Source organism: Geobacillus sp. E263 (assembly GCF_007197795.1).
Taxonomy (GTDB): Bacteria; Bacillota; Bacilli; order Bacillales; family Anoxybacillaceae; genus Parageobacillus_B; species Parageobacillus_B toebii.
The window spans coordinates 557265-583202 of sequence record NZ_CP041632.1; the positions used below are offsets into that span (position 1 = coordinate 557265).

General features: G+C 41.7%; 31 protein-coding genes and 1 tRNA gene. 23 read left to right on the forward strand and 9 right to left on the reverse strand.

All coding sequences use genetic code 11. The features are described 5' to 3' along the window. The first annotated feature begins 29 nt into the window (after nt 1-29). Nucleotides 30-353, forward strand: coding sequence for a YuiB family protein (locus FNL97_RS02795; RefSeq protein ID WP_143415009.1), 324 nt, complete (start codon nt 30-32; stop codon nt 351-353). Between the two features lie 105 nt (nt 354-458). Further along, a complete protein-coding gene (spsC, locus tag FNL97_RS02800) occupies nt 459-1169 on the forward strand; it encodes a stationary phase survival protein SpsC (protein ID WP_143415010.1) in 711 nt (236 codons plus the stop codon). 20 nt (nt 1170-1189) lie between these two features. On the opposite strand, the gene FNL97_RS02805 is transcribed toward spsC, so the two are convergent. Continuing rightward, the gene (locus FNL97_RS02805; RefSeq protein WP_097353801.1) at nt 1190-2002 is read right to left on the reverse strand and encodes a cobalamin-binding protein; all 813 of its coding nucleotides are present in this window, start codon (nt 2000-2002) and stop codon (nt 1190-1192) included. 216 nt (nt 2003-2218) lie between these two features. Between FNL97_RS02805 and FNL97_RS02810 the strand changes: the two genes are divergently transcribed. The 3 genes from FNL97_RS02810 to FNL97_RS02820 all read left to right on the forward strand — a co-directional run bounded on the left by FNL97_RS02810 (nt 2219) and on the right by FNL97_RS02820 (nt 5548). Next, nucleotides 2219-3712, forward strand: coding sequence for a leucyl aminopeptidase (locus FNL97_RS02810; protein ID WP_143415011.1), 1494 nt, complete (start codon nt 2219-2221; stop codon nt 3710-3712). 199 nt (nt 3713-3911) lie between these two features. After that, complete coding sequence (locus FNL97_RS02815; RefSeq protein WP_062678378.1) at nt 3912-4532, forward strand: DUF47 domain-containing protein; 621 nt, start codon at nt 3912-3914, stop codon at nt 4530-4532. A 17-nt stretch (nt 4533-4549) separates the two neighbouring features. Then, the gene (locus FNL97_RS02820) at nt 4550-5548 is read left to right on the forward strand and encodes an inorganic phosphate transporter (protein ID WP_143415012.1); all 999 of its coding nucleotides are present in this window, start codon (nt 4550-4552) and stop codon (nt 5546-5548) included. A 61-nt stretch (nt 5549-5609) separates the two neighbouring features. Here FNL97_RS02820 and FNL97_RS02825 read toward each other — a convergent pair whose 3' ends face one another. After that, nucleotides 5610-6218 carry a biotin transporter BioY gene (locus FNL97_RS02825; protein ID WP_089098058.1) on the reverse strand — a complete coding sequence of 203 codons (609 nt, stop codon included), beginning with the start codon at nt 6216-6218 and terminating at the stop codon, nt 5610-5612. A gap of 724 nt (nt 6219-6942) precedes the next feature. On the opposite strand from FNL97_RS02825, the gene FNL97_RS02830 reads away from it, so the two are divergent. The 9 genes from FNL97_RS02830 to FNL97_RS02870 all read left to right on the forward strand — a co-directional run bounded on the left by FNL97_RS02830 (nt 6943) and on the right by FNL97_RS02870 (nt 13718). Further along, the gene (locus tag FNL97_RS02830) at nt 6943-9342 is read left to right on the forward strand and encodes a Na+/H+ antiporter subunit A (protein WP_015864949.1); all 2400 of its coding nucleotides are present in this window, start codon (nt 6943-6945) and stop codon (nt 9340-9342) included. Beyond that, the gene (locus tag FNL97_RS02835) at nt 9342-9764 is read left to right on the forward strand and encodes a Na(+)/H(+) antiporter subunit B (protein ID WP_015864948.1); all 423 of its coding nucleotides are present in this window, start codon (nt 9342-9344) and stop codon (nt 9762-9764) included. Before FNL97_RS02830 ends, FNL97_RS02835 begins: the two co-directional genes overlap by 1 nt. Continuing rightward, nucleotides 9764-10105: a Na(+)/H(+) antiporter subunit C gene (locus FNL97_RS02840; protein WP_015864947.1), complete on the forward strand. Its 342-nt coding sequence runs from the start codon at nt 9764-9766 to the stop codon at nt 10103-10105. The genes FNL97_RS02835 and FNL97_RS02840 overlap by 1 nt, the downstream gene beginning before the upstream one ends. Continuing rightward, nucleotides 10098-11570, forward strand: coding sequence for a Na+/H+ antiporter subunit D (locus tag FNL97_RS02845; protein WP_015864946.1), 1473 nt, complete (start codon nt 10098-10100; stop codon nt 11568-11570). The genes FNL97_RS02840 and FNL97_RS02845 overlap by 8 nt, the downstream gene beginning before the upstream one ends. Nucleotides 11571-11576: 6 nt before the next feature. Further along, nucleotides 11577-12053: a Na+/H+ antiporter subunit E gene (locus FNL97_RS02850; RefSeq protein ID WP_015864945.1), complete on the forward strand. Its 477-nt coding sequence runs from the start codon at nt 11577-11579 to the stop codon at nt 12051-12053. Beyond that, complete coding sequence (locus FNL97_RS02855; RefSeq protein WP_062678373.1) at nt 12050-12331, forward strand: Na(+)/H(+) antiporter subunit F1; 282 nt, start codon at nt 12050-12052, stop codon at nt 12329-12331. Before FNL97_RS02850 ends, FNL97_RS02855 begins: the two co-directional genes overlap by 4 nt. Continuing rightward, nucleotides 12315-12656, forward strand: a complete 342-nt coding sequence (gene mnhG / locus FNL97_RS02860; protein ID WP_062755858.1) for a monovalent cation/H(+) antiporter subunit G — start codon at nt 12315-12317, stop codon at nt 12654-12656. The genes FNL97_RS02855 and mnhG overlap by 17 nt, the downstream gene beginning before the upstream one ends. A 268-nt stretch (nt 12657-12924) precedes the next feature. Next, a complete protein-coding gene (locus tag FNL97_RS02865; RefSeq protein ID WP_015864941.1) occupies nt 12925-13137 on the forward strand; it encodes a hypothetical protein in 213 nt (70 codons plus the stop codon). Nucleotides 13138-13199: 62 nt separating this feature from the next. Continuing rightward, on the forward strand, nt 13200-13718 hold the full coding sequence (locus FNL97_RS02870; protein ID WP_015864940.1) for a superoxide dismutase family protein: 519 nt from the start codon (nt 13200-13202) through the stop codon (nt 13716-13718). A gap of 79 nt (nt 13719-13797) precedes the next feature. Here the strand turns inward: FNL97_RS02870 and FNL97_RS02875 are convergent, their stop codons facing one another. Both FNL97_RS02875 and FNL97_RS17870 read right to left on the reverse strand, forming a co-directional pair. After that, nucleotides 13798-14958, reverse strand: a complete 1161-nt coding sequence (locus FNL97_RS02875) for a MalY/PatB family protein (protein WP_062677749.1) — start codon at nt 14956-14958, stop codon at nt 13798-13800. Nucleotides 14959-14997: 39 nt separating this feature from the next. Beyond that, nucleotides 14998-15156, reverse strand: coding sequence for a hypothetical protein (locus FNL97_RS17870; protein ID WP_160331304.1), 159 nt, complete (start codon nt 15154-15156; stop codon nt 14998-15000). Between the two features lie 106 nt (nt 15157-15262). On the opposite strand from FNL97_RS17870, the gene FNL97_RS02880 reads away from it, so the two are divergent. From FNL97_RS02880 to yugI, 3 genes are all read left to right on the forward strand, one after another. Continuing rightward, the gene (locus tag FNL97_RS02880; RefSeq protein ID WP_015864937.1) at nt 15263-15763 is read left to right on the forward strand and encodes an Lrp/AsnC family transcriptional regulator; all 501 of its coding nucleotides are present in this window, start codon (nt 15263-15265) and stop codon (nt 15761-15763) included. Continuing rightward, nucleotides 15763-16932, forward strand: a complete 1170-nt coding sequence (locus FNL97_RS02885) for an aminotransferase (protein ID WP_502707806.1) — start codon at nt 15763-15765, stop codon at nt 16930-16932. The genes FNL97_RS02880 and FNL97_RS02885 overlap by 1 nt, the downstream gene beginning before the upstream one ends. A gap of 116 nt (nt 16933-17048) precedes the next feature. Next, nucleotides 17049-17414 (forward strand): S1 domain-containing post-transcriptional regulator GSP13, encoded by a 366-nt coding sequence (yugI, locus tag FNL97_RS02890; protein WP_143415014.1) that lies wholly within the window; start codon nt 17049-17051, stop codon nt 17412-17414. Between the two features lie 37 nt (nt 17415-17451). Here yugI and FNL97_RS02895 read toward each other — a convergent pair whose 3' ends face one another. Then, nucleotides 17452-17685 (reverse strand): DUF378 domain-containing protein, encoded by a 234-nt coding sequence (locus FNL97_RS02895; RefSeq protein ID WP_143415015.1) that lies wholly within the window; start codon nt 17683-17685, stop codon nt 17452-17454. A 148-nt stretch (nt 17686-17833) separates the two neighbouring features. On the opposite strand from FNL97_RS02895, the gene FNL97_RS02900 reads away from it, so the two are divergent. The 4 genes from FNL97_RS02900 (at nt 17834) to FNL97_RS02915 (ending at nt 21791) form a co-directional block, all read left to right on the forward strand. Next, entirely contained in the window at nt 17834-18997 is a 1164-nt protein-coding gene (locus FNL97_RS02900) for an iron-containing alcohol dehydrogenase (protein WP_143415016.1), read from the forward strand. 159 nt (nt 18998-19156) lie between these two features. Beyond that, nucleotides 19157-20506, forward strand: a complete 1350-nt coding sequence (locus tag FNL97_RS02905) for a glucose-6-phosphate isomerase (protein ID WP_015864932.1) — start codon at nt 19157-19159, stop codon at nt 20504-20506. 293 nt (nt 20507-20799) lie between these two features. Continuing rightward, nucleotides 20800-21078, forward strand: a complete 279-nt coding sequence (locus FNL97_RS02910) for a hypothetical protein (RefSeq protein ID WP_286173465.1) — start codon at nt 20800-20802, stop codon at nt 21076-21078. A gap of 308 nt (nt 21079-21386) precedes the next feature. After that, nucleotides 21387-21791 carry a YugN-like family protein gene (locus FNL97_RS02915; RefSeq protein WP_062677756.1) on the forward strand — a complete coding sequence of 135 codons (405 nt, stop codon included), beginning with the start codon at nt 21387-21389 and terminating at the stop codon, nt 21789-21791. Here the strand turns inward: FNL97_RS02915 and FNL97_RS02920 are convergent. Further along, the gene (locus tag FNL97_RS02920; protein WP_143415018.1) at nt 21788-22783 is read right to left on the reverse strand and encodes a potassium channel family protein; all 996 of its coding nucleotides are present in this window, start codon (nt 22781-22783) and stop codon (nt 21788-21790) included. The genes FNL97_RS02915 and FNL97_RS02920 overlap by 4 nt on opposite strands. A gap of 186 nt (nt 22784-22969) precedes the next feature. On the opposite strand from FNL97_RS02920, the gene FNL97_RS02925 reads away from it, so the two are divergent. Both FNL97_RS02925 and FNL97_RS02930 read left to right on the forward strand, forming a co-directional pair. Then, entirely contained in the window at nt 22970-23458 is a 489-nt protein-coding gene (locus tag FNL97_RS02925; protein WP_089098054.1) for a GNAT family N-acetyltransferase, read from the forward strand. A gap of 59 nt (nt 23459-23517) precedes the next feature. After that, entirely contained in the window at nt 23518-23778 is a 261-nt protein-coding gene (locus tag FNL97_RS02930; protein ID WP_015864926.1) for a hypothetical protein, read from the forward strand. A 91-nt stretch (nt 23779-23869) separates the two neighbouring features. Here FNL97_RS02930 and FNL97_RS02935 read toward each other — a convergent pair whose 3' ends face one another. The 3 genes from FNL97_RS02935 to FNL97_RS02945 all read right to left on the reverse strand — a co-directional run bounded on the left by FNL97_RS02935 (nt 23870) and on the right by FNL97_RS02945 (nt 25889). After that, a complete protein-coding gene (locus FNL97_RS02935) occupies nt 23870-24805 on the reverse strand; it encodes a thermonuclease family protein (protein WP_015864925.1) in 936 nt (311 codons plus the stop codon). A gap of 244 nt (nt 24806-25049) precedes the next feature. Next, nucleotides 25050-25122, reverse strand: a tRNA-Ala gene (locus FNL97_RS02940). A gap of 89 nt (nt 25123-25211) precedes the next feature. After that, nucleotides 25212-25889, reverse strand: a complete 678-nt coding sequence (locus tag FNL97_RS02945) for an MgtC/SapB family protein (protein ID WP_143415019.1) — start codon at nt 25887-25889, stop codon at nt 25212-25214. Nucleotides 25890-25938: the final 49 nt, after the last annotated feature.

Genomic DNA, 25938 nt, shown 5'->3' on the forward strand with positions numbered 1-25938 from the left:
TAAAAAGGGTGTACTGGAGGTGATTAGGGATGCAAATGAGCTTGCCTGTTGTACTAATTTCCATGCTTTTATTTTTTGTTTTATTTTTCGGCATTGGCTTTTTATTAAATATGTTGTTGCGTATGACTTGGATTATGGCAATTTTATGCCCGTTTGTATTTATGTTTATTATCGATGATATTCCGTGGACGCAATATTTTACAGATCCACAAGCTTCTTTTATAGCGTTAAAGCGTAAAGTATTGTCGCTGGCTCCGGCTGATATTTTAATTTTATCTAGCGGATTTGCCGGTGCGCTTTGCGCTGGATTTGTCATTCGCACGTTGCGTGCGAAAGGATACCAGATGTTTTAAGGCTTTCATGGTGATATGAAAGTCTTTTTTTTTACCTCACTTTTCTCACAATGAATATTTCTATTTTTTTGTGGAGATAAATAGAAATGTGAGAGGAGTGAGGAAATGGTTCTTCTAAAAAATATAATAAGAAGAATAACCATGTCATTATTGTTTGTAATGGCGCTACTAGCGACATTACAATCGATTTCAGGTGTCGAAGCGAAAACGATTTCTAACAGTTTGTATGATGCATCATCATTTTTCTACACAGATGACCATTTTTTTGACATATGGAATAAAGGACAATATGTTGCGATAGATAAACAGTGGAAGCATTACGAGAAACAGAACAAACCGCAAATTTCTTCGAAAAAGGCCATTAATCAATCGCTTCGTCTTGAAGAAGCGTTTGATTGGTCAAAATATCCATCCATGGTTGTTGTGGCGACAGGATATACGGCAGGAGTAGAGTCAACAGGAAAAACACCAGATCATCCGGAATATGGGATTACCTATTCCGGGGTGCGTGTGAAACGAGACTTATATTCAACCATTGCTGCGGATTTAAATATATTCCCGATCGGTACGATTCTTTTTATCCCTGGATATGGATATGGGGTCGTAGCCGATAAAGGAGGAGCGATTAAAGGAAATCGCCTTGATTTATATTATGATACGGTCGAGGATGTATATAAATATTGGGGTAAAAAGAAGGTACAAGTGTATATCGTGAAAAAGGGTGATGGGACGCTTTCCGAAGAAGAGTTAATACGACTAAATGAGGACGAAACAATGCAAGTGTTTAGGCAACAGTATTTACAATCGAAAAGTTAAGGGCGGACAAGCACCGCCCTTTATTTTGTTAACAATGGGTCAATCCCGTCATCAGGTGGGAAAACAGACGGATGCAACAAGGCGGCAAGTTTTTTTAGACCAAGCAAAAGCCGCGGAGAAGGACGGCAATATAACGATTCTTCGAGCAAGTAAATTCTCTCTGTAAGGATAGCGTCCACTTTCTCTGCATCAAGTCTATTTTTGACAGCATCTTTATTCATTTTTTTTGTCTGCACGCCAACCCAGACGAGGCAAATATGAGAAGGATTTCGCTTGATCACCTCATCCCAGTTGGTTTGCACGTTTGCTTGCTCGATATCGGCAAAAATATTCGTTGCCCCGGCTAGTTGGCTAATTTCTGTTAGCCAATTTGTTTTACCAGGTGTAAAAATCGGCCTTGGCCACCACTCCCAATACAGCCGCGCAGGATGCTTAATATTCGCGGACAGCTGGCGATATTTCTCTATAAACGAGTGATAGCGGCGAACAACGGCTTGTGCCGTTTCTTTTTGGCCAAGTGTTTCACCGAGACGAAGCAAGTCATCCGCAATATCGTGCAATGAATTTGGCGCAAAAACGATGTAGGGAATGTTCCGTTTCTGCAGTTCTTGTACGTTTCGTTCCATACCTGGAACGCTTAAAGAAGCAAGCACTAAATCCGGTTTCATTGCTTCTACCTTTTCCATATCGATATTTAAGTCGGGACCGACTCTCGGGAGATGGCATACGGAAGATGGCCAATCGGAATGATTGTCTACGGCAATAAGGTGGTCGTGCATATCTAAATAAGCGAGCAATTCCGTGTTGCTTGGACAAAGCGAAATAAGTCTCATCGCACTTCTCCTTCCATTTGTCATTGGGGAACAATATGCTCCCTTCTTTTTTCATTCCACATGCGTATGCTGTTTCCTTGTGATATTTTGAAAAAAGGGAGAAGATAAGATTGTCAACATTATCTACTGGAATTATGATGAGTTTGGAATATCGAAATAGTCATTGTATTTCGATATAATGGAAAAAGAAACCGTATCGTAAGGAGAGATGATGAGATGTTTACCATTAAACAGCAGCTGTCCCTTGATACAACGCATGAAGTGCTAGTGGTTGGGATATTTGAAAAAAATCAGCCGTTAGACGGAATTGTTGCCGAATGTGACCGCCGCCTTGGCGGACAAGTATCGGTTTTGTTGAAAGAAGGGGATATTTCCGCTAAGAAAAAGCAAATTTCCAAAGTACATACTCTGAATCAAGCGGGAGCAAAACGTCTTTATTTTGTCGGATTAGGAAAAGAAGAAGAGTTGACATTTGACTTATTGCGTGAAGCGTTTGGTAAGCTGTTTAAAACATTAAAACAAGCGAAACGAACGGAAGCGGCAATCGCTTTAGATACGTTTGTCACAAAAGATATTGACGCAAATGATGCAGCACATGCGCTTTCGGAAGCTTATTACCTTGCGACATACGAATTTCCTGGATATAAACAAAAAAAGAATGAACCAGAAAAACGGATCGAATCCATTACGATTTACACAGAAGCGGACCAAGCAGAAATCGAAGCAAGCGTGTTTGTCGGTTCTGTATACGGAAAGGCAACGAATTCTGCGCGCACGTTGGTCAACACTCCAAGCAACTTATTAACTGCGGCAGATTTAGCGAATTATGCGGTGGAATTGGCAAACAAATATGAGTTTGAATGTGAAATTCTTGAAAAAGAAGATATCGAAAAGCTCGGAATGGGAGCATTTCTTGCTGTGAACCAAGGCTCAAAAAATCCGCCAAAAATGATCGTCCTCAAATATCAAGGAAAAGAAACGTGGGAAAATGTCATCGGTCTTGTCGGAAAAGGAGTGACGTTTGATACTGGAGGCTACTCCCTTAAACCGCGCGAAAGCATGGTCGATATGAAAACAGATATGGCTGGTGCGGCGGCAGTACTTGGCGCGATGGAAATTATCGGGGAGCTTCGGCCGGAACAAAATGTTGTTGCTGTCATTCCGGCTACTGATAACATGATCAGCGGTGAAGCGTTTAAACCGGATGATGTGATTACATCGATGAGCGGAAAAACGATTGAAGTAAAAAATACCGATGCAGAAGGCCGTCTTATTTTAGCAGATGCCATTACATATGCGAAACATCATGGCGCCAGCTATTTAATTGATGTCGCGACGCTAACGGGCGGTGTCATTGTAGCGCTTGGCGTTCATACAACGGGTGCGATGACCAATAACGAAGCGTTATTTGAGCAAGTGTTAGAAGCGTCTGCGGAAACAGGGGAGTTTATTTGGCGCTTGCCAATTACGGAAAAGGATAAGGAACGTGTACGCAGCAGTAAAATTGCAGACCTTAATAATTCACCAGGACGAGAAGGACATGCGATTATGGGCGGTGCGTTTCTCGGTGAATTTGCGGAAGATACACCGTGGGTTCATCTTGATATTGCGGGAACATCCGTTACTTCGAAAGAGCATGATCTCGGACCGTCTGGAGCTACTGGGGTAATGGTTCGCACGCTTGCGACGTTGGTGGAGCGATTCGAATAAGAATAATATGAAAAACGAAGCCGACTTGTATGGCTTCGTTTTCTTTTTGGAATGATATACTTAAAAAATATTTATAAAATGTTAAGGTAATGTAAATTTAGTGTAAATTTTTTATATGTTCATTGTAAATTCGACATTTATTGCTAAAATAGAACACAGTGGCCAAATTTCCATACGTTAAATAAATGGGGGTTTTCATATGATTTTTTCACCAAAAAAAGATGTCTTTTTTGATTTATTATTTACGATTTCCGAAAATGTGAAAGAAGCGGCGCAATATTTTGTCGAGTATAAAATCCATAATGTCAGCGATTTGAAAGAATTTGCGCGTGTGATGAAAGAATATGAGCGCAAGGGCGACTCCTATATTCATGAGCTTGTTGTCGAATTAAATAAAACGTTTATTACGCCAATTGAGCGCGAAGATATTCACCAATTAGCAATGAAGATGGACGATGTGTTAGATGGGCTAGAACAATGTTCCGCCCGCTTCGAAATGTTTTCATTTACGGAAATTGATGATCATATGGTGCAATTTTTTAATAATATTTATCAAAGCACGATTGAAATTGCCGATGCACTTAAACTGTTGTCTCATAAAAAGCTTCTCGATATGCGGACACATGCCATTAAAATTAAGGATTATGAGACAAAATGCGATGAAATTTTACGAGCTTCGATCAAAAATTTATTTGTAGAACAAAAGGATCCGATTAAGATCATTCAATATAAAGAACTATATGAAATGTTAGAGGAAATTGCGGATAGCTGCGAGGATGTGGCAAATACGATTGAAACAATCATCATGCGTAACGCATAAAAGGGGACGTTGTTTTTATGGATATGATATTTTTACTTACGGCTCTTATTGTCATTTTTGCGTTGGCATTTGATTTTATTAACGGGTTTCATGATACTGCCAATGCCATCGCAACATCGGTATCAACAAGAGCACTATCGCCACGACAAGCGATTATTTTAGCGGCGACAATGAACTTTATTGGCGCATTGACATTTACTGGGGTTGCAAAAACGATCACGAAAGATATTGTTGATCCATTCGCACTGGAGAACGGTTCCGTCGTCATTTTAGCGGCATTGACAGCAGCCATTGCGTGGAATTTAATTACGTGGTATTACGGAATTCCAAGCAGTTCTTCGCATGCGTTAATCGGTTCTATTGCGGGTGCCGCTGTTTCTGCAGCAGGGTTTGATGTTTTGCATTATAAAGGATTTTTCAAAATTTTAGAATCTCTTATTATCTCGCCATTTCTTGCTTTAGCAGTTGGTTTTATCATGATGAGTCTGTTTCGTGCCATTTTTAAAAACGCTAACTTGACGCGTACAACGAAAGGATTTCGCATGTTTCAAGTCGTAACTGCTGCTCTTCAAGCGTATACGCACGGAACAAACGATGCGCAAAAGACGATGGGGATCATCACGATGGCGCTTATTGCCGCAAATTATCATACATCGACAGATATTCCGGAATGGGTTAGAATCTCTGCAGCGACGGCCATGGGGCTTGGAACCGCAGTAGGTGGATGGAAAATTATTAAAACGGTTGGGGGAAAAATTATGAAAATCCGCCCAATCAACGGGGCGGCGGCAGATTTATCGTCCGCTCTGATCATTTTTGGCGCCACCACGATTCACTTGCCTGTTAGTACGACCCATGTTATTTCTTCCGCAATCATGGGGGTTGGTGCGGCACAACGAGTTAAAGGCGTTAAATGGGGTGTGGCGCAGCGCATTGTATTAACATGGATTATTACGTTGCCTGTTTCTGCACTTATTGCTGGATTTGTCTATCAAATCTTTAGATTGTTTTTTTAAAAAACGTGCATGTATTCACATGCACGTTTTTTTTATGAAAAGTTTTTATGGGAGCGCTACTCTATGCCACGCGTTGATGGTATGAGGCGGATTTACGGACAGACATATAAATTCGCGGTGAAAGGATGCCAGCGATCACGGATAAAATAATGTCTTTTGGAAGCGGGACGATCATCCAACTCCATGCCAAAGCATAGGAAAATCCTTTAGGCGCTTCCGCCCAAAATTTATAAGCGATATACATCCAGTTGGTGCCGATCAGATAGTTAATGGCCATACCAGCGAGCGTAGCAGCGATAAATCGAACAACGGACGGATTTCCGTTTCCCCGTTCAATCATCCATCCTGTTACATAAGCAGCAAAAATGAACGATATAATAAATCCAAACGTTGGTCTGGCAACGCTGCCAAATCCTCCGCCAAACTGTGCAAACACAGGAGCGCCGAATAGCCCAATGAGCATATAAACAATCATTGCTACTGCTCCCAATCTTCGCCCTAAAATTGCGCCAGCAAGCACGCAAAAAAACGTTTGTAATGTAATCGGAACACCGCCGATAACTAGAAATGGCGCCCACGACGTAATATTTGCTCCAATTGCCATTAATGCTGCAAACATGCCGACTAATGTTAAGTCAATAGCCCGCCATTTTGGGCGTGTTTCTTTCATATGTAAACCCCCTTTTATTTATCGGTTAACAAAATCGTACCGAACAATGTTTTTTATGTCAACTATAATATTTTTTCAGTATGCACATAACAAATCATCTCAATGGAGACTTTATACAAAAGTTGGATTAACAGGCGGATACTGCCTTATCGGATAGGATAAGGGAAATGAGGCATAAAACATGGTGGTGTTCCCCCTTATTAGTGAATAATCTATATTACTATATGTGCATTGCGGGAGAACGGAATGAAAAATGGAAGAGTTTTTTATTTTTTGCCAACCTTAGAGCAATGAAATGGGAGTTGTTTCGTCAATTATAACATGGTTAAGAGAAAATCGCGTCGCTTCATGAAGGGAAAAAAGGGGAAACGTGTATCGCTGTTGGACAACCCCCATTGGTTTAGTCAATGTGAGCAAGCTGAATTGAACAAAAAGACATTCAAATGTTATCATAAAATAAAACGCAATTCATTCATAAGGAAAAACGTAAATAATATAGACATGATAACGAACGACCATTTATGGAATGGGGAAAGATGAATGGTAGTGTATATCGACAACATGCAAGGCAGAATAGTAGTCAGAAGCACATTTCACTATTTCTTATAATTAAAATAGGCATGTTTGCTGCATTGGCCTCACTTCAAATAGTTAGCAAAAGGTTATTGTATATAAAATATGGCGGTGAGGCAGCTAAAGTAATATAAGTTAGGAGGATTAAGCGGTGTCGATGTTGCATTGGGCAATTATATCTCCATTTTTATTAGCTATTTTTGTTCCGTTTCTGTATAAGTATGTTCGCCCTATTCATACCGGTTTGTTTATTTTGCCTTTGCCTATCATCTTATTTATCTACTTTATTCAGTATATTTCGATTACAGAGAAATATGGCACACAAATAGAAACCGTACCTTGGATTCCCTCTCTAGGATTGGATTTTACTGCTTATGTAGACGGGTTAGGTTTATTATTCGCACTCTTAATTACAGGAATTGGTTCCCTTGTTATTTTATATTCGGTTTATTATTTATCAAAAGAAAAAGAAAAGCTTCATCATTTTTATGTATATTTGCTTTTATTTATGGGAGCGATGCTCGGCGTCGTTCTTTCCGATAATTTAATGGTGCTGTATTTGTTTTGGGAATTAACTTCGCTTTCTTCTTTCTTATTAATTGGCTATTGGAATGAGCGTGAACGCTCCCGTTACGGGGCGCAGAAATCGATGTTGATTACGATTTTTGGCGGACTTGCCTTGCTTGGGGGCTTTTTGCTGCTGTCCGTCATGGGAGGAACGTATAGCATACGCGAATTAGCTGCCCAATCTTCCGAGCTGGCAGGCCATTCGCTGTTTGTGCCGGCGTTATTGCTAATTTTGTTAGGGGCTTTTACAAAATCTGCGCAGTTTCCGTTTTATATTTGGCTTCCTGATGCCATGGAAGCGCCAACGCCAGTAAGTGCATACTTGCATTCCGCAACGATGGTGAAAGCAGGGATTTACTTAGTTGCGCGCTTAACGCCAATATTCGCCGTATCGCCGTTATGGATTTGGCTAGTTGGCGGAATAGGAATTTTGACACTGTTTTGGGCGTCGTTTCACGCTCCACGGCAGACGGATCTCAAAGGTATATTAGCGTATTCTACCGTTAGCCAGCTCGGCTTAATCATGTCGCTGCTTGGTGTTGGAGCGCTCTCGTTTCATTACGATACTATTGATGACAATATATATATAATCGCGACGGTGGCGGCAGTGTTCCATTTGATTAACCATGCGACGTTTAAAGGAAGCTTGTTTATGGTCGTAGGCATTGTTGACCATGAAACAGGGACGAGAGATGTTCGTCGTCTCGGCGGTTTAATGACGGTGATGCCAATCACATTTACAGTTGCGTTGATTGGTGCGCTATCGATGGCGGGAATGCCACCGTTTAATGGATTTTTAAGCAAAGAAATGTTTTTTACGGCAATGGTTCGGGTGCTGCAGGCGGACATTTTTTCGCTTGATACATGGGGAATTTTATTCCCGGTTATTGCATGGATTGCTAGCGTTTTTACGTTCTTGTACAGCTTTTTGTTACTCGGCAGAACGTTTTTCGGCTCCTATCAGCCTGAACAATTGCCGAAGAAACCGCACGAAGCGCCGTTAGGAATGCTTATTGCTCCGGTTGTTCTCGCGCTTCTCGTCATCGTATTTGGACTTTTCCCAAACATGTTGTCACATACGCTCATCGCTCCAGCTGCTGATGCGATTTTAACCGGTCCATTTCGCACGGAAGGATCGGCGCTGCACATTAGCCACTGGCACGGATGGACCATTGAGCTATGGATGACGATTGGCGTTATTGTACTTGGGACAATGTTGTACAAGACATTTCCAAGATGGAAAAGTCTATATCAAAAATTTCCGAAGCGTCTTTCTCTTAATCATCTGTATGACCGTATGGTAGATGGAATGGAGAGAGGATCGTACACGTTAACCGAAAGCTATATGACAGGCTATATCCGTACTTACTTTGTGTATATTCTCTCCGCTTTCATTGCGTTGCTCGCTTTCTCCATCTTGGTGAAAGGAAAATGGCATATTTCAACTGATCATTTGGCACCAGTAGGGGCTCATGAACTTGTATTATCACTAATTATCATCGCTGGAACCATCACTACTATCATGGCTAAATCACGTTTAACCGCCATTATTGCACTTGGTTCCGTCGGCTATACGGTCACTCTTTTCTTCGTATTGTTCCGTGCACCGGATTTAGCGTTGACGCAGTTAGTCATTGAAACGATTTCCGTCTCGCTATTTTTGCTTTGCTTTTATCACCTGCCACAGCTCAGCCGTCATGAAAAAGGGATTCGTTTTAGATTGGGAAATGCCCTCATTTCCATAGGGGTCGGAGTGATAGTTAGCTTGATCGCTTTACTTTCCTATAGCCAAAAAAATTTCGACACCATTGCCCAATATTATGTGGAAAATACGTATGAAAAAGCCGCGGGAAAAAATATGGTCAATGTCATTTTAGTTGATTTCCGGGGTTTTGATACGATGTTTGAAATATGTGTGCTCGGTATTGCAGCTTTGGGCATTTACGTGATGGTCAAACTACGAATGTCGAAAGGAGAGAAATAGTGAAAACGAACGACGTTATTTTGCGGACGTTGACCTGTGTCGTGACGTTTATTATCATCTTATTTTCCATTCATCTCTTTTTTGCGGGGCATTATCATCCAGGCGGGGGATTTATTGCCGGGCTAATGACTTCCGGCGCCATCGTGTTGTTGCTTTTGACGTTTGATATAAAGACAGTTCGATCAATGATTCCGGTTGATTATAAAATTTTAATCGGTGTTGGGCTTTTATTTGCTGTCGGTACGGGAATAGGGGGACTTGTTTTTAATGTCCCCTTTTTAACCCATGCTCACCATCACTTTCATCTCCCGCTGTTAGGCCAAACATCGCTGCATACCGCTGTTCTTTTCGACTTAGGCGTATATCTTGTCGTTATCGGAACTACGATGACCATTATTGAAACGATAGGAGAGAGCGATTAATGGAAATTGTCATGATCATTGTCATTGGCTGTTTGTTTGCCGGGGCTACTTATCTCATATTGAGTAAAAGTTTGCTCCGAATTATTATCGGAACCGGTTTACTAAGTCATGGAGCACATTTACTGTTGTTAACAATGGGGGGATTAAAGGCTGGGGCCCCGCCTCTATTAGAAGAACAGGCGAAACAATATGTGGATCCAATACCACAAGCGCTCATTTTGACAGCGATTGTGATCAGCTTTGGTGTAACTGCCTTTTTTCTAGTTCTCGCTTATCGTTCATATCAAGAAATTGGAACGGATAATATTGAAAAAATGAGGGGAAAGGAAGAAGATGATTAATTTACTGATATTGCCAATAATCATTCCATTAGTTACTGCTATTGTCCTAATTTTTTTCGCGAAGAATATTTCTGCTCAAAAAGCGATATCCGTTTTTGGAGCATTAGGAATGATATTCGCTAGCATCATGCTAGTACGCCGTGTTCATACGGAAGGAATACAAACGTTGGATATCGGAAACTGGCCTGCTCCATTCGGTATTACGCTTGTATCGGATATGCTGTCTGCCATGCTTGTATTGACGACAAGCATCATTGCGTTTGCCTGCTTGCTTTATTCTTTTGCCACCATTGGCCGCAGCCGCGAATCATTTTATTACTATTCGTTCTTCTATTTTTTGCTTGTTGGTATTAATGGTGCGTTTACAACCGGAGATATTTTTAACTTGTTTGTCTTTTACGAAGTGATGCTTATATCTTCGTATGTTCTTCTTGTATTGGGAGGAACGAAAATACAGTTGCGGGAAACGATTAAGTATATGCTCGTCAATGTTTTTTCATCCGCTCTATTCGTTATTGCTGTGGGATATTTATACGCTGTAACTGGAACGTTAAACATGGCCCACCTTTCTGTTCGTGTAGCCGAGGTGGAAAATCAGTCTATTTTAACGGTGATTGCTATTTTGTTTCTTATCGTTTTCGGGTTAAAAGGAGCGATTTTCCCGTTTTATTTCTGGCTTCCAGGGTCGTATTCCGCTCCGCCATCCGCTGTTTTGGCTCTTTTCGGCGGCCTTCTTACGAAAGTAGGAGTATATTCAATTTTACGTACATTTACTCTTATTTTTCATCATGATGTAGGTTATACGCACACTATTTTAGCATGGTTGTCCATTGGAACCATTGTTGTCGGAGTCATCGGGGCAATTGCTTATCGTGATTTGCGGCAAATCGTTATTTATAACATTATTGCGGCGGTCGGTGTCATGACGTTTGGGATTTCACTGATGACGAACGAAAGTTTGGAAGGTACTGTCTTTTATTTACTGCAAGATATGGTGATGAAAACAACGATGTTTTTGATTATTGGAGCGATTGCGTATGTTACGGGAACGAATCAGTTGAATCAATTTAGTGGATTAATGAAAACCTATCCGCTGTTAGGATGGATGGTGTTTCTTTCTGCTCTCGCGCTTGCAGGCATCCCGCCGTTCAGCGGCTTTATAGGAAAAGCGCTTATTGTTCGCTCCAGTTTTGCTGACGGCCAGCTTCTTTCTGCTCTCGTTATTTTGCTGTCGAGTTTGTTCGTGCTCTATTCTATTATGAAAATTTTTGTTTATGGATGTTGGGGCGAACAAAAAGGATATGAAGCAAAAGAAATTCGCACACTTTATATTCCTATCGCTATGTTGCTAGGATTGACGGTTTTATATGGAGTCGGAATTGAATTTGTTCGTCCGTTCGTGTCACAAGCCATATCGGTGCTAGCGGATCCAGCGATTTATATCGAGTCGGTGTTAAAGGAGTAGAGACGAATGGCATTACAAATATTGCTGAATGTTTTATTAGCATTTGTCTGGATGTTTCTTTCCGCTTCGTTTAATGCTTCCACCTTCATTGTCGGGTACATTCTTGGTTTACTGATTATTTTCATGTTAAGAAGATATTTTCACTCTCGTTTCTATGTCATCCCTTTTCTTGTGATATGCAAGCTTATTCTTATCTTTTTGAAAGAACTGTTGTTGTCGAATATTGCTGTCTTAAAAGTGATATTAGCCCCGTCAATGAATATTCAACCGTGTATTTTCGCGCTGCCGCTTGAGGTAAAAAAAGACTGGGAAATCACGGTGCTATCTAACTTAATTACGTTAACTCCCGGAACGCTCGTTGTAGATGTGTCGGAAGACGGTAATACGCTCTATGTCCACGCACTTGATGCTCCTAATGTCGAGGAGACGATTAAACAAATAAAAGAATCGTTTGAAAAGACGATTCTGGAGGTGAGCAAATGACGGTTATTTTTAATATTGCGCTCGTTATCCTGTCCATTGCCATGTTTTGTTTTCTTTATCGGGTTGTGAAAGGGCCGAGCGTTGCTGACCGAGTGATTGCACTTGATGCAATGGGAATTTGTTTGGCAGGAATTGTAGCGATTTTCTCCATCATATTAGAAACGAGTGAGTTTCTTGAAGTGATTTTGTTAATTGGTATTTTAGCTTTCCTTGGAACGGTGGCGTTCGCAAAATTTTTACAGAAAGGTGTGGTCATCGAACGTGAAAGGGATCGCTGATGCAGTTGTTATTTTCTTCGTGGTTGTTGGTGCTATTTTAGTGTTAATTTCAGCTATCGGCGCGATTCGGCTGCCAGATGTGTATACAAGAAGCCATGCTATCAGTAAAAGCACCACACTTGGGATTATGTTTATTTTACTTGGCACGTGTTTTCATTTTTTCATCCAGGAAGGTCATTTTAATTCCCGTCTTTTATTAGGAGTTGTCTTCATTTTTATGACCTCTCCAGTTGCAGCGCATTTTATCAGCCGTGCCGCTTATTATTCCGGGGTTGAACTATGGGAAAGAACCGTTCGGGACGATCTCCGCAATCAAAAGGAATAAAGGCGGCTCTCCCAATGGCAAGCGAATAGGCTTAATAAAGGCGCACTTGCACTGTTTCATCACAGGGGGCTGTAAAAAAGTCCCTTTTTTTCTTTTTGAAGAAATATCCGTTTCGTTGAAACGAATCAAGAAGAAGCCCTTTAATAAAAATCAATCAGCTAAGAAAAAAGTTTGCTCTTTAAAGGTCGCTTTTTTGGCGGATTTTTCGCTTGGTTTATGATAATATAATAATTGATGTATCATTTTATGCGTGAGAGGTTGTCGAACGATGATCATTCCATATATATTAAACTGGACTTTTTTATATTTTCCTGAAGATAAACGAGAGTACATTCCAGCTGCCATCACATGTACGATTTTTCTTATTGCCGCAATTTTAACGATGCGGCTGATCATAAAAATTTCGAAACGTCAGGAAGAAAAGGCAAAGGAATTAGAAGAACAATTAAAGAAAGACAATATTGTTCATAATGAAAAATGATGGTTTAATTGTTTTCCCCTTTGGCAATACTATATGTAAAAAGGTGTTGCTGGAGGGGTTTTGTGTTTCAAAAGTTAGGTTTGTTACTGGCGGTGTTTTTATTTGCCGCCGGTTGTAAAAAGGAAAACGTGACGAATTTAGAAGTTAATATGATTAATAGTGCCGGTGATTCGATCGGTACGATAAAACTATCAGAACAAGCGAAAGGCGTTAAATTGAAACTGGATTTGGAGGGACTTCCGCCTGGTGAGCACGCGATTCACATTCATGAAAAAGGAGTTTGCAAAAAGCCGGACTTTCAATCGGCTGGAAGCCACTACAATCCAGATGGAAAGAAACATGGATTGCTTCATCCAGAAGGGGCTCATGCCGGGGACTTGCCTAATATTATCGTAAAAGAGGACGGAACGGTAAACGTGGAATTGACAGCGCCAAATGTGACGCTGAAAGAAGGACAGAAAGGTTCGCTGTTGACAAAAGACGGGACGGCGATTGTCATCCATGAAAGAAAAGATGATGGGATGACACAGCCGGCTGGAGATGCTGGTGGACGAATTGCATGTGGTGAAATTAAAAAATAGATAAAAAGGCTCTACCTTGTGTAAAGGAAAGAGCCTTTTCTTATTTTTTAAAATCTCGTTCGTTGCTCGAAGATGAAAGCTATTGCAACGCAACTGATAGGCGGAAAAGAGCATCTTCTAACGTTTTTCGCGGGCAAGCAACATTCATGCGAATAAATCCTCTCCCTTCTTCTCCGAATTTGCTTCCAAATTCTACAGCAATCTTCCCTTTCTCTAAAAGCAGCTGCCTTAGTTGTTGTTCTGTCACATCTAGTTGCCGGCAATCGATCCACACGAGATATGTCGCTTCAGGGCGAATGACACGAAGTTTTGGCAAGTTTGCTTCTATGTAAGAACATAAGTAATCAATATTTTCTTGTAAATATCGCAATAATGCATCGAGCCATTCCTGACCGTGCCGGTAAGCTGCTTCGGTGCCGGCAACCGCGAAGGTGTTGAGTGTAAAAAAGCCTTGCCGTTGTTGTACTTTGTTAAATTGCCGTTTTAATGTTTCGTTTGGAATAATCGCAGCGGCCGCTTGCAGTCCGGCAAGGTTAAATGTTTTCGTCGGAGCGATGCATGTGACGCTGTTTTCCGCAAATGCCGGATCAATCGAAGCGAACGGAACATGTCGGTGCGGCAGAAATGTCAAATCGGCGTGAATTTCGTCGGAAACGACGATGACGTTATGTTTGATGCATAATTCCCCTATTTTTGTTAATTCCTCATATGTCCAAACACGGCCGCCAGGGTTATGAGGGCTGCATAACAGCAATAATTTGGCACCTTGAATTTTTTTCTCGAAATCTTCCCAATCGATTTCATAGCGGTTTTCTGCAAGTCGCAAAGGGCTTGTTACAAGCGTGCGCTGATGTTTTTTAACAAGCTGAAACAGTGGAGGATATACAGGCGTAAAGACGACGATGCGGTCATTTTGTTCCGTAAACGCTTCGATGGCATTGGCAATCTCCGGCACTACACCAGTAGAAAACGAAAGCCAGGATGGTTCAATCTCCCATTGATGCCGCAACTTGAGCCAATTCTTTATGGCGTCTTTTAGCGAATGGGGAATGACTGTATATCCGAAAATACCGTGTGCAATTCGTTCATGCAGCGCTTTTATGACGGCTTGAGGGGCTGGAAAATCCATATCCGCTACCCACAATGGCAGCACGTCTTTCGCTCCAAAAACGCGCTCTGTATCATCCCATTTCAAGGAGTGGGTATTGCGGCGGTCGATGACATCGTCAAACGAATACATAAAATGCGTCCTCTCCCTTCTTTTTTTAAGGATTATCGCTTATAATTTTTGTATGCTCAACATTTTTGCTTGGAAGGTGTGGGCAGACGATGGATGCGCAACAAATACAGAGCGTTTTTGTTCCATATTGTATGCTTCGTAATAAAGCTGAATATTATTTAACTGGATTGTTTGCGCACTTGGTTGCGATGTTGCCATCGTTCGCTACCTCTCATAATTTATTGTAGCATAGTTGTATTATTTGCCATTTTTTTCGTGCAAATTGATAGAATTTATGTGAAAATGTTTATCGGGGGGATGGAGAGTGAAACTGACCGAAAAAGAAATAGAAATTATCGAAATATTAGAAAAAGACGCGCGTATTCCGATCGAAACGCTGGCAAAAATGGTATCGTTATCCGTGGAAGAAACAGAAGCGATCATGAAAAAACTTGAGGAAATGAAAGTGATTGTGCAGTACGCGGCGCTTGTCGACTGGCGAAAAGTAGACGGACATGAAGGAGTTACGGCGATGATTGATGTCAAAGTAACGCCAAAACGAGGAGTAGGGTTTGATGAAGTGGCGGAGCGCATTTATCGTTTTCCAGAAGTAAAATCCGTTTATTTAATGTCAGGAGCGTATGATTTATCCGTTGTCATTGAAGGGCGTTCTATGTCGGAAGTGGCGCAATTCGTTTCTGAAAAATTATCAACGTTAGATTCCGTCATTTCGACGACGACTCATTTTATATTGAAAAAATATAAACATGACGGTACGGTGTTTGACCAAGGAGATCAAGATCGTCGCATCGTGATGGCGCCATGATGCAACGAACGAAGAAATCCTATTTGTCGGAAACAGTCGCTCGTCTGAAGCCGTCAGGAATTCGCCGTTTTTTTGATCTTGCTTCCAGCATGGAAGGAGTTATTTCTCTAGGGGTGGGCGAGCCTGACTTTGTCACATCATGGAACATACGTGAAGCATGTATTTTGTCGCTTGAGCAAGGATATACATCATATACGGCAAACGCTGGACTTTTAGAGCTTCGTCAAGAAATTGCCGCTTATTTAGCCCGAAAATTCCATATTGAATACGATCCCGAAACAGAAATTCTTGTCACGGTCGGCGCAAGCCAAGCCATTGATTTAGCACTGCGGGCAACGGTGAATCCTGGGGATGAAGTGATCGTTGTTGAGCCTAGCTTTGTTGCTTATGAATCGCTTGTTACGTTGGCAGGAGGAGTGCCTGTTCCGGTAGAAACAAATGGGGATGAACATTTCAAGCTTCGTGCAGATCAAATCGAGCGGGTTATTACCGATCGAACAAAAGCGCTCATCATCTGTTCACCAAACAATCCGACAGGGACGGTGCTCCATAAAGAAGAGCTAGAAGCAATTGCGCAAATCGCAAAAAAACATGATTTGCTTATTATTTCGGACGAAATTTATGCAGAGCTGACGTATGACGATTCATACATAAGCTTTGCGGCGGTAGATGGAATGCGGGAGCGGACCATTTTGATTTCTGGTTTTTCGAAAGGATTTGCCATGACGGGCTGGAGGCTTGGATTTACCGCGGCGCCTGCGGAAATTTTACAAGCGATGTTAAAAATTCATCAATATGCGATGATGTGTGCGCCGACGATGGTGCAATACGGTGCGATTGAAGCGTTAAGAAACGGAGAGCAAGATGTCGAATATATGAGAAAAAGCTATCGTCGCCGCCGCAACTATTTTGTGCAATCGTTAAATGAAATTGGGCTTAGCTGTCATATGCCTGGCGGAGCGTTTTATGCATTTCCGTCTATTCAATCGACTGGGCTGACATCCGAACAATTTGCAGAGAAATTGTTGTTGGAGGAAAAAGTTGCGGTCGTACCTGGAAACGTATTTGGCGCAAGCGGGGAAGGATATATTCGCTGTTCTTACGCTTCCTCAATGGAACAGCTGCAAGAAGCGATCAAACGAATGAAACGCTTTTTAGATCGATTGTAGCCATGAATGTTCTGCCATTCCATCATTGGGATGGCAGAACATATTTTTTCTATTGGACAAAAATTATGTTATAATATAAAAACACATATTCAATTAGGAAAATAGGAGTGTTTTGTTTGTCTCATATTGAAGTAGGGAGTATCGTGAAAGGAAAGGTTACTGGCATTCAACCGTACGGCGTCTTTGTGGAACTAGACGAAGAGACGCAAGGACTTGTTCACATTTCGGAAATTTCTCATGAGTTTGTCAAAAACATTAAAGATTACGTCAATGTTGGTGACGAAATAACCGTAAAAGTATTGTCCATCGATCCACAAACAAAACGGGTCAGCCTGTCCATGAGAGCGGTGGAAGAAAGACAAGGAAAAAGGAGAAAACGGCACGTGAAGGTGAAAATGTCGTTAAACCCAGGGTTTAACACATTAAAGGAAAAGCTGCAAGAATGGATCGAACAATCGAAAAAAGAAGACTTATCCAAGTAAAACACCCACCCTTTTCCAAGGTGAGTGTTTTACTTTTTTATGTCCGGGAAGTTTTTGGTTCTGTGCGCCCTAGCTCTTCTGCAGGCTTAAAAAGAAGCGCAAGGTTAATGAGTCCGGCAATACCAATGAGTCCATAAATGACGCGTGATAATGCGGAATCTTGTCCGCCGAATATAGCTGCTACTAAATCAAATTGAAAAAAACCGATTAATCCCCAGTTAATAGCGCCGATAATCGTAAGCAACAGTGCAATGCGCTGAAGTGCACTCATCGGTAAATTCCTCCTTGAAATTTTCAATCGTTCGCTTATAGAATGCATAATACTCACGGAAAATATGCATAGTTTGTGAAAAAAATTAATTACTTTACATCCAAAGGAAGCAGCCTCCATAATAGAAGCAAAGGAGGGATGGATACATATGCAAAATTTTACTTTTCGAAACCCGACGAAGTTGATTTTTGGAAAGGGGCAAATTGAGCAGCTGAAAGAGGAAATACCGCGTTATGGAAAAAAGATACTGCTTGTCTATGGTGGCGGCAGCATTAAACGGAACGGATTGTATGATGAAGTCATCCGTCTATTGAATGAGTTGAACGTGGAAGTGACAGAGCTTCCAGGAGTGGAGCCAAATCCGCGCTTGTCAACGGTGCGAAAAGGTGTAGACATTTGCAAAAAAGAAGGAATAGAATTTTTGCTTGCCGTTGGCGGCGGCAGTGTCATTGACTGTACGAAGGCGATCGCTGCGGGTGCAAAATACGATGGCGATCCATGGGATTTCATCACAAAGAAAGTAACGGTTTCAGAAGCGCTTCCGTTTGGAACTGTATTAACGCTTGCGGCAACCGGCTCGGAAATGAACTCTGGTTCAGTTATTACGAACTGGGAGACAAAAGAAAAATATGGATGGAGCAGCCCAGCAACGTTCCCGCAATTTTCGATTCTTGATCCGACATATACGCTAACTGTTCCGAAAGATCATACGGTTTACGGAATCGTCGATATGATGTCCCATGTGTTTGAACAATATTTCCATCATACAACGAATACCCCGCTTCAAGACCGGATGTGTGAAGCGGTGTTGCGTACAGTAATGGAAGCGGCGCCAAAGCTAGTTAATGATTTACAAAACTATGAGTTGCGGGAAACGATTTTATACTGCGGCACCATTGCCCTTAACGGCTTTTTGCAAATGGGAGTCCGCGGCGACTGGGCGACCCATAATATTGAACATGCGATTTCGGCTGTTTATGATATTCCGCACGCTGGGGGACTTGCAATTTTATTCCCGAACTGGATGAAACATGTGCTTGATGAAAATGCCAGCCGGTTTGCACAATTAGCCGTCCGCGTTTTTGATGTAAATCCAGAAGGAAAATCGGAGAGAGACGCAGCGTTAGAAGGAATTGAAAAATTGCGCGAATTTTGGTCGAGCATCGGAGCGCCATCGCGGCTTGCCGATTACGGAATTGGTGAAGAAAGTTTGGAATTAATTGCCGATAAAGCGATGGCGAATGGCGAGTTTGGAAAGTTCAAAAAGTTAAATCGCGATGATGTGCTTGCGATTTTACGTGCATCATTGTAATTGGGAAAAGAGGCAGCAGCGGCTGCCTCTTTTATTTTGTTTATGGCCATGAAATGTTCAAAATGAATTCGTTTACACGATAGGGTGTGACTTGATTCCTTCTGATTGTTTCGTTAAAGTGTAAAAAGGGAAAACATTTTTGTTTGGAGGATCGAGCGTATGACACATATTCGTTTTGATTATTCAAAAGCATTATCGTTCTTTGGTGAACATGAGCTTACATATTTGCGCGATGCGGTGAAAGTTGCTCACCATTCCCTTCATGAAAAAACCGGAGTGGGCAATGATTTTTTAGGCTGGCTTGATTTGCCGGTGAATTATGACAAAGAAGAATTTGCCCGCATTCAAAAAGCGGCCGCAAAAATTCAAGCGGATTCCGACGTATTATTAGTCATCGGAATCGGTGGTTCATATTTAGGAGCGCGTGCAGCGATCGAAATGCTTCATCATTCATTTTATAATGCGCTTCCGAAAGAAAAGCGAAATACGCCGCAAATCATTTTCGTCGGCAACAACATTAGTTCGACATACATGAAAGAAGTAATGGACTTACTTGAAGGAAAAGATTTCTCGATTAACGTTATTTCTAAATCGGGAACAACGACAGAACCAGCTATTGCGTTCCGTATTTTCCGTAAGCTTTTGGAAGAAAAATACGGAAAAGAAGAAGCACGCAAACGTATTTATGCGACAACAGATCGGGCGCGCGGCGCATTAAAAACACTTGCGACGGCGGAAGGATATGAAACGTTTATCATTCCGGACGATGTCGGCGGCCGTTATTCTGTATTAACTGCGGTAGGGCTTCTTCCGATCGCAGTAAGCGGCGCAAACATCGAAGAAATGATGAAAGGGGCGGCGCAAGCGCGCGAAGACTTTAGCAGCTCAGAACTCGAAGAAAACGCTGCTTATCAATATGCGGCGATTCGGAACATTTTATATAACAAAGGAAAAACGATTGAACTGCTCATTAACTATGAACCTGCGCTGCAATATTTTGCGGAATGGTGGAAACAGCTGTTTGGCGAAAGTGAAGGGAAAGATCAAAAAGGGATTTTCCCTGCATCGGCCAACTTCTCGACTGACCTTCATTCATTAGGGCAATATATCCAAGAAGGACGCCGCGATTTGTTTGAAACGGTATTGAAAGTCGAAAAACCGCGCCATGATTTAGTTATTGAAGCAGAAGAAAACGATTTAGATGGACTGAACTATTTGGCAGGAAAAACGGTTGATTTTGTCAATACGAAGGCGTTTGAAGGAACGCTTCTTGCCCATACGGATGGCGGAGTGCCGAATTTAGTGATTACCCTTCCGGAACTAAATGAATATACGTTTGGCTATCTCGTCTATTTCTTTGAAAAAGCGTGTGCGATGAGCGGTTACTTGTTAGGGGTAAATCCATTTGACCAGCCAGGGGTAGAAGCGTATAAAGTCAACATGTTTGCGCTTTTAGGCAAACCTGGATATGAAGAGAAAAAAGCAGAACTTGAAAAGCGATTAAAATAATAAGAAGGGCTTTCCTTATGGAGAGCCCTTTTTTCATGGCATAAATAATCGTTTTGGAAATATAAGGTTTTAATTCCTCTTTATTCTAGTTTTTGCGCTTTATTTTGGCAATCAGGAGCAATAATACAAGAAATACACGGTGTCATTAAGTAGTGTTTTCCATACATGAACTTGCTTCACTAACGCACATTAATAAATGCTCGAAAAGAAAATTTTTTCGAGCGCAAGGGAAATCCGAAAAGAGGAGTGTACAGATCATGAACCGTCTATTTAATTTTGGGAGTAATAGAGGAATGTGGAATCAGTTATTGCGCTTAACAGGACACCGAAGCAATAACAACGCCATATGGACTATATTGGGGCTGGGAATTGCCGCAGCTGCTTTCAGCATGAGAAGGAGACGCAACGCTTATTATATGACGCCAAATCCGATTCAGCGGGCGATGCGTGGCATAAACAGCTTTATGAATCAAAGAAGAATGCCAAATTTAGCGACTATGGAATTTTCTAAAGAAATAGCGGAAAAGCCAAAAAGCCTTCCAATGAATAGCCACTCCCAACAACAAAAATAACTTGGCGCGGTTCGTCATCCTCCCGATGTTTTATAATACCTCTGATGTGATCTCTTCTGTGCAGACAGCGGCAAAAACAACTGCACTGTCGAACAGTTTACAGAAATACCATGATATAGCCGCTGATCAACAACAGCCCTTCCCGCAAACGGAAGGGCTGTTGATTTTTTGTTTTTAGCATTTTGCAGATTAGCGGTCGATGACATTGGCAATCGGGAAACATTATTTTCGAAGGGATGAGTAGAATGAAATTTTTTTTAAATTATCGCTAAATAGGGAAACATAGATGAAAAAGGAGGGTGTTTGCGATGATTGAAATTCCTTCACGATTAGAAGGAAAGACGTTTCCGTTATATAAGCTGGAGCAGTTGTTAAAACCGCTTGGTTATACGATTGGTGGAAATTGGGATTATGATCATGGTTCGTTCGATTATAAAATTGACGATGAAGCAGGATATCAATTTTTGCGCGTTCCGTTTGAAGCAATTGACGGGCAGCTCGATTCCCATGGAACAACCGTCAAGCTCGGCAGGCCATTTTTATTGTCCCATAAGTATCAAATAGGGATTGATGACCACGCCGATGGCGGCAATCTTGGCGCAGCTTTTAACCAATTTGCGGAGCCGCAAGACCCTGATGCGACGTTTCCGGAAAAATATATTGACATTGGAAAAGCGCTTGTCAAAGATTTAGAAAGCCAACTGCTTGATTAAGTCATGATCACGAACAAACGGTCTCCCTTTTCGATCAAAAAATGTGGAGAAGGATTTATATATCCTTCTTCTCCCCTCATTATACCGATTAAAATTATTTGTTTGTCTAATAATATTTGGCTGATTTCAAAAAATGTTTTTCCGATGAATAATCCTTCCGCATCGATAAGCTGTAGTTTTCTATTATGAAGTTGATGAAGCAACTCTTCCGTCGCTTTCGATACCCCTGGCGACTGAAGGCTGTTTACCATCGCAAAGCTTGACAGCAAATTGGTCTGAATGACTTCATCGGCGCCAGCCCGCTTTGCGTTATTCACTTGCTGTTCTGTTAAAATTTCAACGATTGCATATATACAAGGATTAAGTCCTTTGGCCGCCAACAATGTTAAAATCGAATCTTTATCTGCTTCTGCTTCATTTTTATGCTGATCGGCTGTAATTAAAATCATTTGCGCTTCGGCAATGTTCGCTTTATGAAGCACATCATCGTAACTGGCATTTCCTTTAATAAAATGAACATTTTTATAGGAAACCGGAAGTTCCTGTAAAGTCGCATCGATAATCACGCATCGAAGCGATGAGTGATATTTCGTTAATTTTGTTATTACCTCGCGCGCCCGTTCATTCCAACCGACAATGATGATATGCCCTTTCTGCATGTAACGTAGCTGCCCGCTCGATAACATAGACTCTTTTGCCGCAGCGGCTGCGGATAATGTAGCGAAATAAGTGGTGATGACTCCCGTTCCTAACAAAATGAGGGAAATGGCGATGATTTTCCCGGCAAACGTCTTCGGCACCATATCGCCATAACCGATCGTCGCGGTTGTCACAATGGCCCACCATATTCCATCGAATACATTGCGAAATGTAGATGGTTCAACGAAATGAATCAATGTTCCGAAAAAGACGATCATTATACTTCCAACTAACAACAATCGTACCAAAACAGGAAGGCGTAAATACGATATTAGTACATCCCAGTTTTTCATTGGTTTCCTCCAAATATAGATCGTTTTACATAGCTAGTCTTTACCGTTTTGCACATTTTTTTGCATAAAAATTCCTCCCTGTTTCATACTACATCATGATAATTACAACAAGGAGTATGTCATTTTGAACGATAATTATGGTATTCTTTTCTGTAGAGGAATATTATTCCATAAGGTGGAGATACGATGATTCGAAATGCAAACAGAGAAGATTTACCAGCAATCGTTCAGATATACAATGAAACGATTCCGACAAGAATGGTAACAGCAGATCTCGAACCAGTGACTGTTGAGAGCAGGGAAGCATGGTTTTTCGCGCACGATCCGCATACGCGCCCGATCTGGGTTGTGGAGCTGGACGGTCATGTGTGCGCATGGCTTAGTTTTCAGTCGTTTTATGGGCGGCCGGCATATCGTCATACAGCGGAAATTAGCATTTATATTTCCGAGGCATATCGGGGAAGAGGAATTGGCACACAGCTTCTTCAAAAAGCGATTGAGGAAGCGCCTAGTTTGGAGATAAAAACCCTTTTAGGGTTTATTTTTGCGCATAATGAGCCAAGCTTGCGGCTTTTTGCCCGCTTTGGCTTTGAAACATGGGGGCATCTCCCGAAGGTTGCGGAGCTAGAAGGGATCGAACGGGATTTGATCATTGTTGGCAAAAGAATTGTATAGAATACGGTGGGATTGGACAATTGTAATAAAGAAAATACACCGTAGAAAGAGGGAAATATATGGACGTGATGCCGGTTCGCTTATTTACGATTCAAGACGGGGAAGGATTTGTCGCTGATGCGTTTCAATGTCCGGTAACAGGCAATTTAATTTATAAGTCATCAGGAACCCCTTCGGTGATTGCTTATAATGACTTGACGGAAGAGCAAATAGAGAGGTTAGAGAAATATGGCTTTAAGCGGCTAAATGGCGCTTCTTTCTCCACAGCGGCTCATTTGTCCGAGCAGTCGGTGATTGAAGAGTTGCTGCCGGAGCAGTAACAGGTCCCGGTAGTCATTATAAAACAAAAGGAGCTAGTTGTTAGCTCCTTTTGTTCGTTCGGGGCGGGATGCTGCATATAGCCGTATCATATTATTTGCGGGCGAAAGCGTAAATAATGATAATCGCAACTGCGCCAATGAGCAAGTAAAGGAATGAATTTGTTTTGTCGGACTCTGCATCGTGCTGTTTTTGCTGGTCATCGTGCTGCGCTTCATTTTCTTGTGCCGGTGAGTTTGGTGCGGGTGTTGTTTTTTTGCTTTCCGTTTTTTCTTCCGCTGTTTGCTGCTGACGGGAGGAATCAGGTTTTTGCGCGGATGAACGGCCATACATTCCCGCGCCGTTTCGTTTCGCCTCCGCCATGGCGTCGCGGATTCGACCTTCGTATTTATAATCCCCGTAATCGTAAAAGTCTTCGACCAGTCCTGCTTTGGTCACTTCTTCCTGAAGCAATTTGTCTCCTACCCACACCCAAGCGAGCAAGCGATGATACTTATCAAACAGCGTGCTGCCGTCAGTTTCCAATGTGATGTTTCCTTGTTTTAAGAGGGAACAAGTAAATCGGCTTGCTTCCTTTCCATACGGCTCGACTTCGATTGTACTTTCCGGCGTATCGATGAATAGAAAGCGGGTTGTATATTCGCGGCCATTGACGATAAACTTTGCTGTATCTCCATCAATGCACTCTACTAATGTTGCAGGATATTTTTTTCCTAATCGCAATGTGGCCGATGAACTTGATTTCGTTGCAGGGACTCCGCCCAGCGTATGCCCTTCTAGGTCAATTTTATCCACCGTCAGCTGTCGGGTGCACTTGGCATTGCTATTGTATTTTTTGACTAATTGGACAAGCTCTGCTTTATTTTTGGCCTGCATGGCAAGCGCTGTCGGTTCATGCAGCAAGTATACGCAGTCTGAATTGCGGAAATGTCCGCCTAGTTCGTCAAGAGTTCCTGGATGGGCGAAGCTGCTGGTTGGAAAAAAGAGAATGAATAAAGCTGCTGCCAGCAAATTTGCTAATTTTCTCATCTGCTTATACCTCCTTCAATATGAGTCAACGCGCAATTTTTATATATGATCGTCCTTTTGTAATGTAAAAAAGAAAGCCCTTGCCATGCAAGGGATCGGCTTGTCGATTTTGTCGACAAGTTGATTCATGATGTTTGCCGGGTGCTTTTTTATTGGCTGTTTTCTAAAAGATTATTGCTAAATAAAAATGCCCCCCCTATCTAGATAAAAAGGAAAAACCCTTGCCACGCAAGGGTTTCTCGAATGGAGCATACCGGGTTCGAACCGGTGACCTTCGCGCTGCCAGCACGACGCTCTCCCAACTGAGCTAATGCCCCATTTTCACGGAATATTATTGTCCGTTTTTATTATATATACGCCTTTTTTGAAATGCAATACAATTTTATCTAATTTTTGTTTAGAAGGATTAGGCGCTTTCTATATCGATATGGACGATCGAATCAATGGTGCGAATGGCATAGTAGACGTCGGCGGCGGCGCGTTTTTGGTCAACAGATGCTTTTAGTTTAATTAAATGATGGTTGTCGTCTAAGTCTTTAATACGCATTGTTTTAATGTCGATATTTTGTAGTTTAATTTTTTGGATCACCTCGGCAATATTTTTTGCATCGGCAACGGTGATTTGTAAAAGAATTTCTTTTTCGCGTAACTGTTTTGGACCAAAAATGCTCATTACAACAGGAATTAACTCGACACTTACGATTAATAAAGCGACGCCAAATGCAGACTCCCAATAAAATCCGGCACCGACTGCAACGCCGATACCAGCTGCTCCCCAAATGATCGCAGCAGTTGTCAACCCAGAAATACTATCGTTCCCGCGCCGTAAAATGACTCCTGCCCCGAGAAATCCGACTCCTGAGACAATTTGAGCGGCAAGGCGGAGCGGATCCATCGTAATATGATTTTTTAGAGGAAATACATAAGCAGATTCAATCGATACAATGGTTAATAAGCAACTAGAAATGGAAATTACTAGGCACGTCTTTAAACCAACGGGCTTACGTTTTAATTCTCTTTCTAGCCCGATAATTAATCCCAATATAGCTGATATACCTAGTTTGATAAAAGGATCAAAGCTCATATTGTAATCACCTCTTTCTATTGAATCGTGGTATAATCATGATAAAACG

What these genes read in the sequence shown, in the direction of transcription:
- FNL97_RS02915 (WP_062677756.1), top strand. Translation starts at nt 21,387, where the DNA reads ATGATTGAAATTCCTTCACGATTAGAAGGAAAGACGTTTCCGTTATAT.
- FNL97_RS02930 (WP_015864926.1), top strand. Translation starts at nt 23,518, where the DNA reads ATGGACGTGATGCCGGTTCGCTTATTTACGATTCAAGACGGGGAAGGA.
- spsC (WP_143415010.1), top strand. Translation starts at nt 459, where the DNA reads ATGGTTCTTCTAAAAAATATAATAAGAAGAATAACCATGTCATTATTG.
- FNL97_RS02920 (WP_143415018.1), bottom strand. Translation starts at nt 22,783, where the DNA reads ATGAAAAACTGGGATGTACTAATATCGTATTTACGCCTTCCTGTTTTG.
- FNL97_RS02875 (WP_062677749.1), bottom strand. Translation starts at nt 14,958, where the DNA reads ATGTATTCGTTTGACGATGTCATCGACCGCCGCAATACCCACTCCTTG.
- FNL97_RS02865 (WP_015864941.1), top strand. Translation starts at nt 12,925, where the DNA reads ATGATCATTCCATATATATTAAACTGGACTTTTTTATATTTTCCTGAA.
- FNL97_RS02805 (WP_097353801.1), bottom strand. Translation starts at nt 2,002, where the DNA reads ATGAGACTTATTTCGCTTTGTCCAAGCAACACGGAATTGCTCGCTTAT.
- FNL97_RS02945 (WP_143415019.1), bottom strand. Translation starts at nt 25,889, where the DNA reads ATGAGCTTTGATCCTTTTATCAAACTAGGTATATCAGCTATATTGGGA.
- FNL97_RS02820 (WP_143415012.1), top strand. Translation starts at nt 4,550, where the DNA reads ATGGATATGATATTTTTACTTACGGCTCTTATTGTCATTTTTGCGTTG.
- FNL97_RS17870 (WP_160331304.1), bottom strand. Translation starts at nt 15,156, where the DNA reads ATGGCAACATCGCAACCAAGTGCGCAAACAATCCAGTTAAATAATATT.
- FNL97_RS02900 (WP_143415016.1), top strand. Translation starts at nt 17,834, where the DNA reads ATGCAAAATTTTACTTTTCGAAACCCGACGAAGTTGATTTTTGGAAAG.
- FNL97_RS02840 (WP_015864947.1), top strand. Translation starts at nt 9,764, where the DNA reads ATGGAAATTGTCATGATCATTGTCATTGGCTGTTTGTTTGCCGGGGCT.
- FNL97_RS02885 (WP_502707806.1), top strand. Translation starts at nt 15,763, where the DNA reads ATGCAACGAACGAAGAAATCCTATTTGTCGGAAACAGTCGCTCGTCTG.
- FNL97_RS02925 (WP_089098054.1), top strand. Translation starts at nt 22,970, where the DNA reads ATGATTCGAAATGCAAACAGAGAAGATTTACCAGCAATCGTTCAGATA.
- FNL97_RS02825 (WP_089098058.1), bottom strand. Translation starts at nt 6,218, where the DNA reads ATGAAAGAAACACGCCCAAAATGGCGGGCTATTGACTTAACATTAGTC.
- FNL97_RS02850 (WP_015864945.1), top strand. Translation starts at nt 11,577, where the DNA reads ATGGCATTACAAATATTGCTGAATGTTTTATTAGCATTTGTCTGGATG.
- FNL97_RS02845 (WP_015864946.1), top strand. Translation starts at nt 10,098, where the DNA reads ATGATTAATTTACTGATATTGCCAATAATCATTCCATTAGTTACTGCT.
- FNL97_RS02815 (WP_062678378.1), top strand. Translation starts at nt 3,912, where the DNA reads ATGATTTTTTCACCAAAAAAAGATGTCTTTTTTGATTTATTATTTACG.
- FNL97_RS02855 (WP_062678373.1), top strand. Translation starts at nt 12,050, where the DNA reads ATGACGGTTATTTTTAATATTGCGCTCGTTATCCTGTCCATTGCCATG.
- FNL97_RS02810 (WP_143415011.1), top strand. Translation starts at nt 2,219, where the DNA reads ATGTTTACCATTAAACAGCAGCTGTCCCTTGATACAACGCATGAAGTG.
- FNL97_RS02795 (WP_143415009.1), top strand. Translation starts at nt 30, where the DNA reads ATGCAAATGAGCTTGCCTGTTGTACTAATTTCCATGCTTTTATTTTTT.
- FNL97_RS02935 (WP_015864925.1), bottom strand. Translation starts at nt 24,805, where the DNA reads ATGAGAAAATTAGCAAATTTGCTGGCAGCAGCTTTATTCATTCTCTTT.
- FNL97_RS02910 (WP_286173465.1), top strand. Translation starts at nt 20,800, where the DNA reads ATGTGGAATCAGTTATTGCGCTTAACAGGACACCGAAGCAATAACAAC.
- FNL97_RS02895 (WP_143415015.1), bottom strand. Translation starts at nt 17,685, where the DNA reads ATGAGTGCACTTCAGCGCATTGCACTGTTGCTTACGATTATCGGCGCT.
- FNL97_RS02905 (WP_015864932.1), top strand. Translation starts at nt 19,157, where the DNA reads ATGACACATATTCGTTTTGATTATTCAAAAGCATTATCGTTCTTTGGT.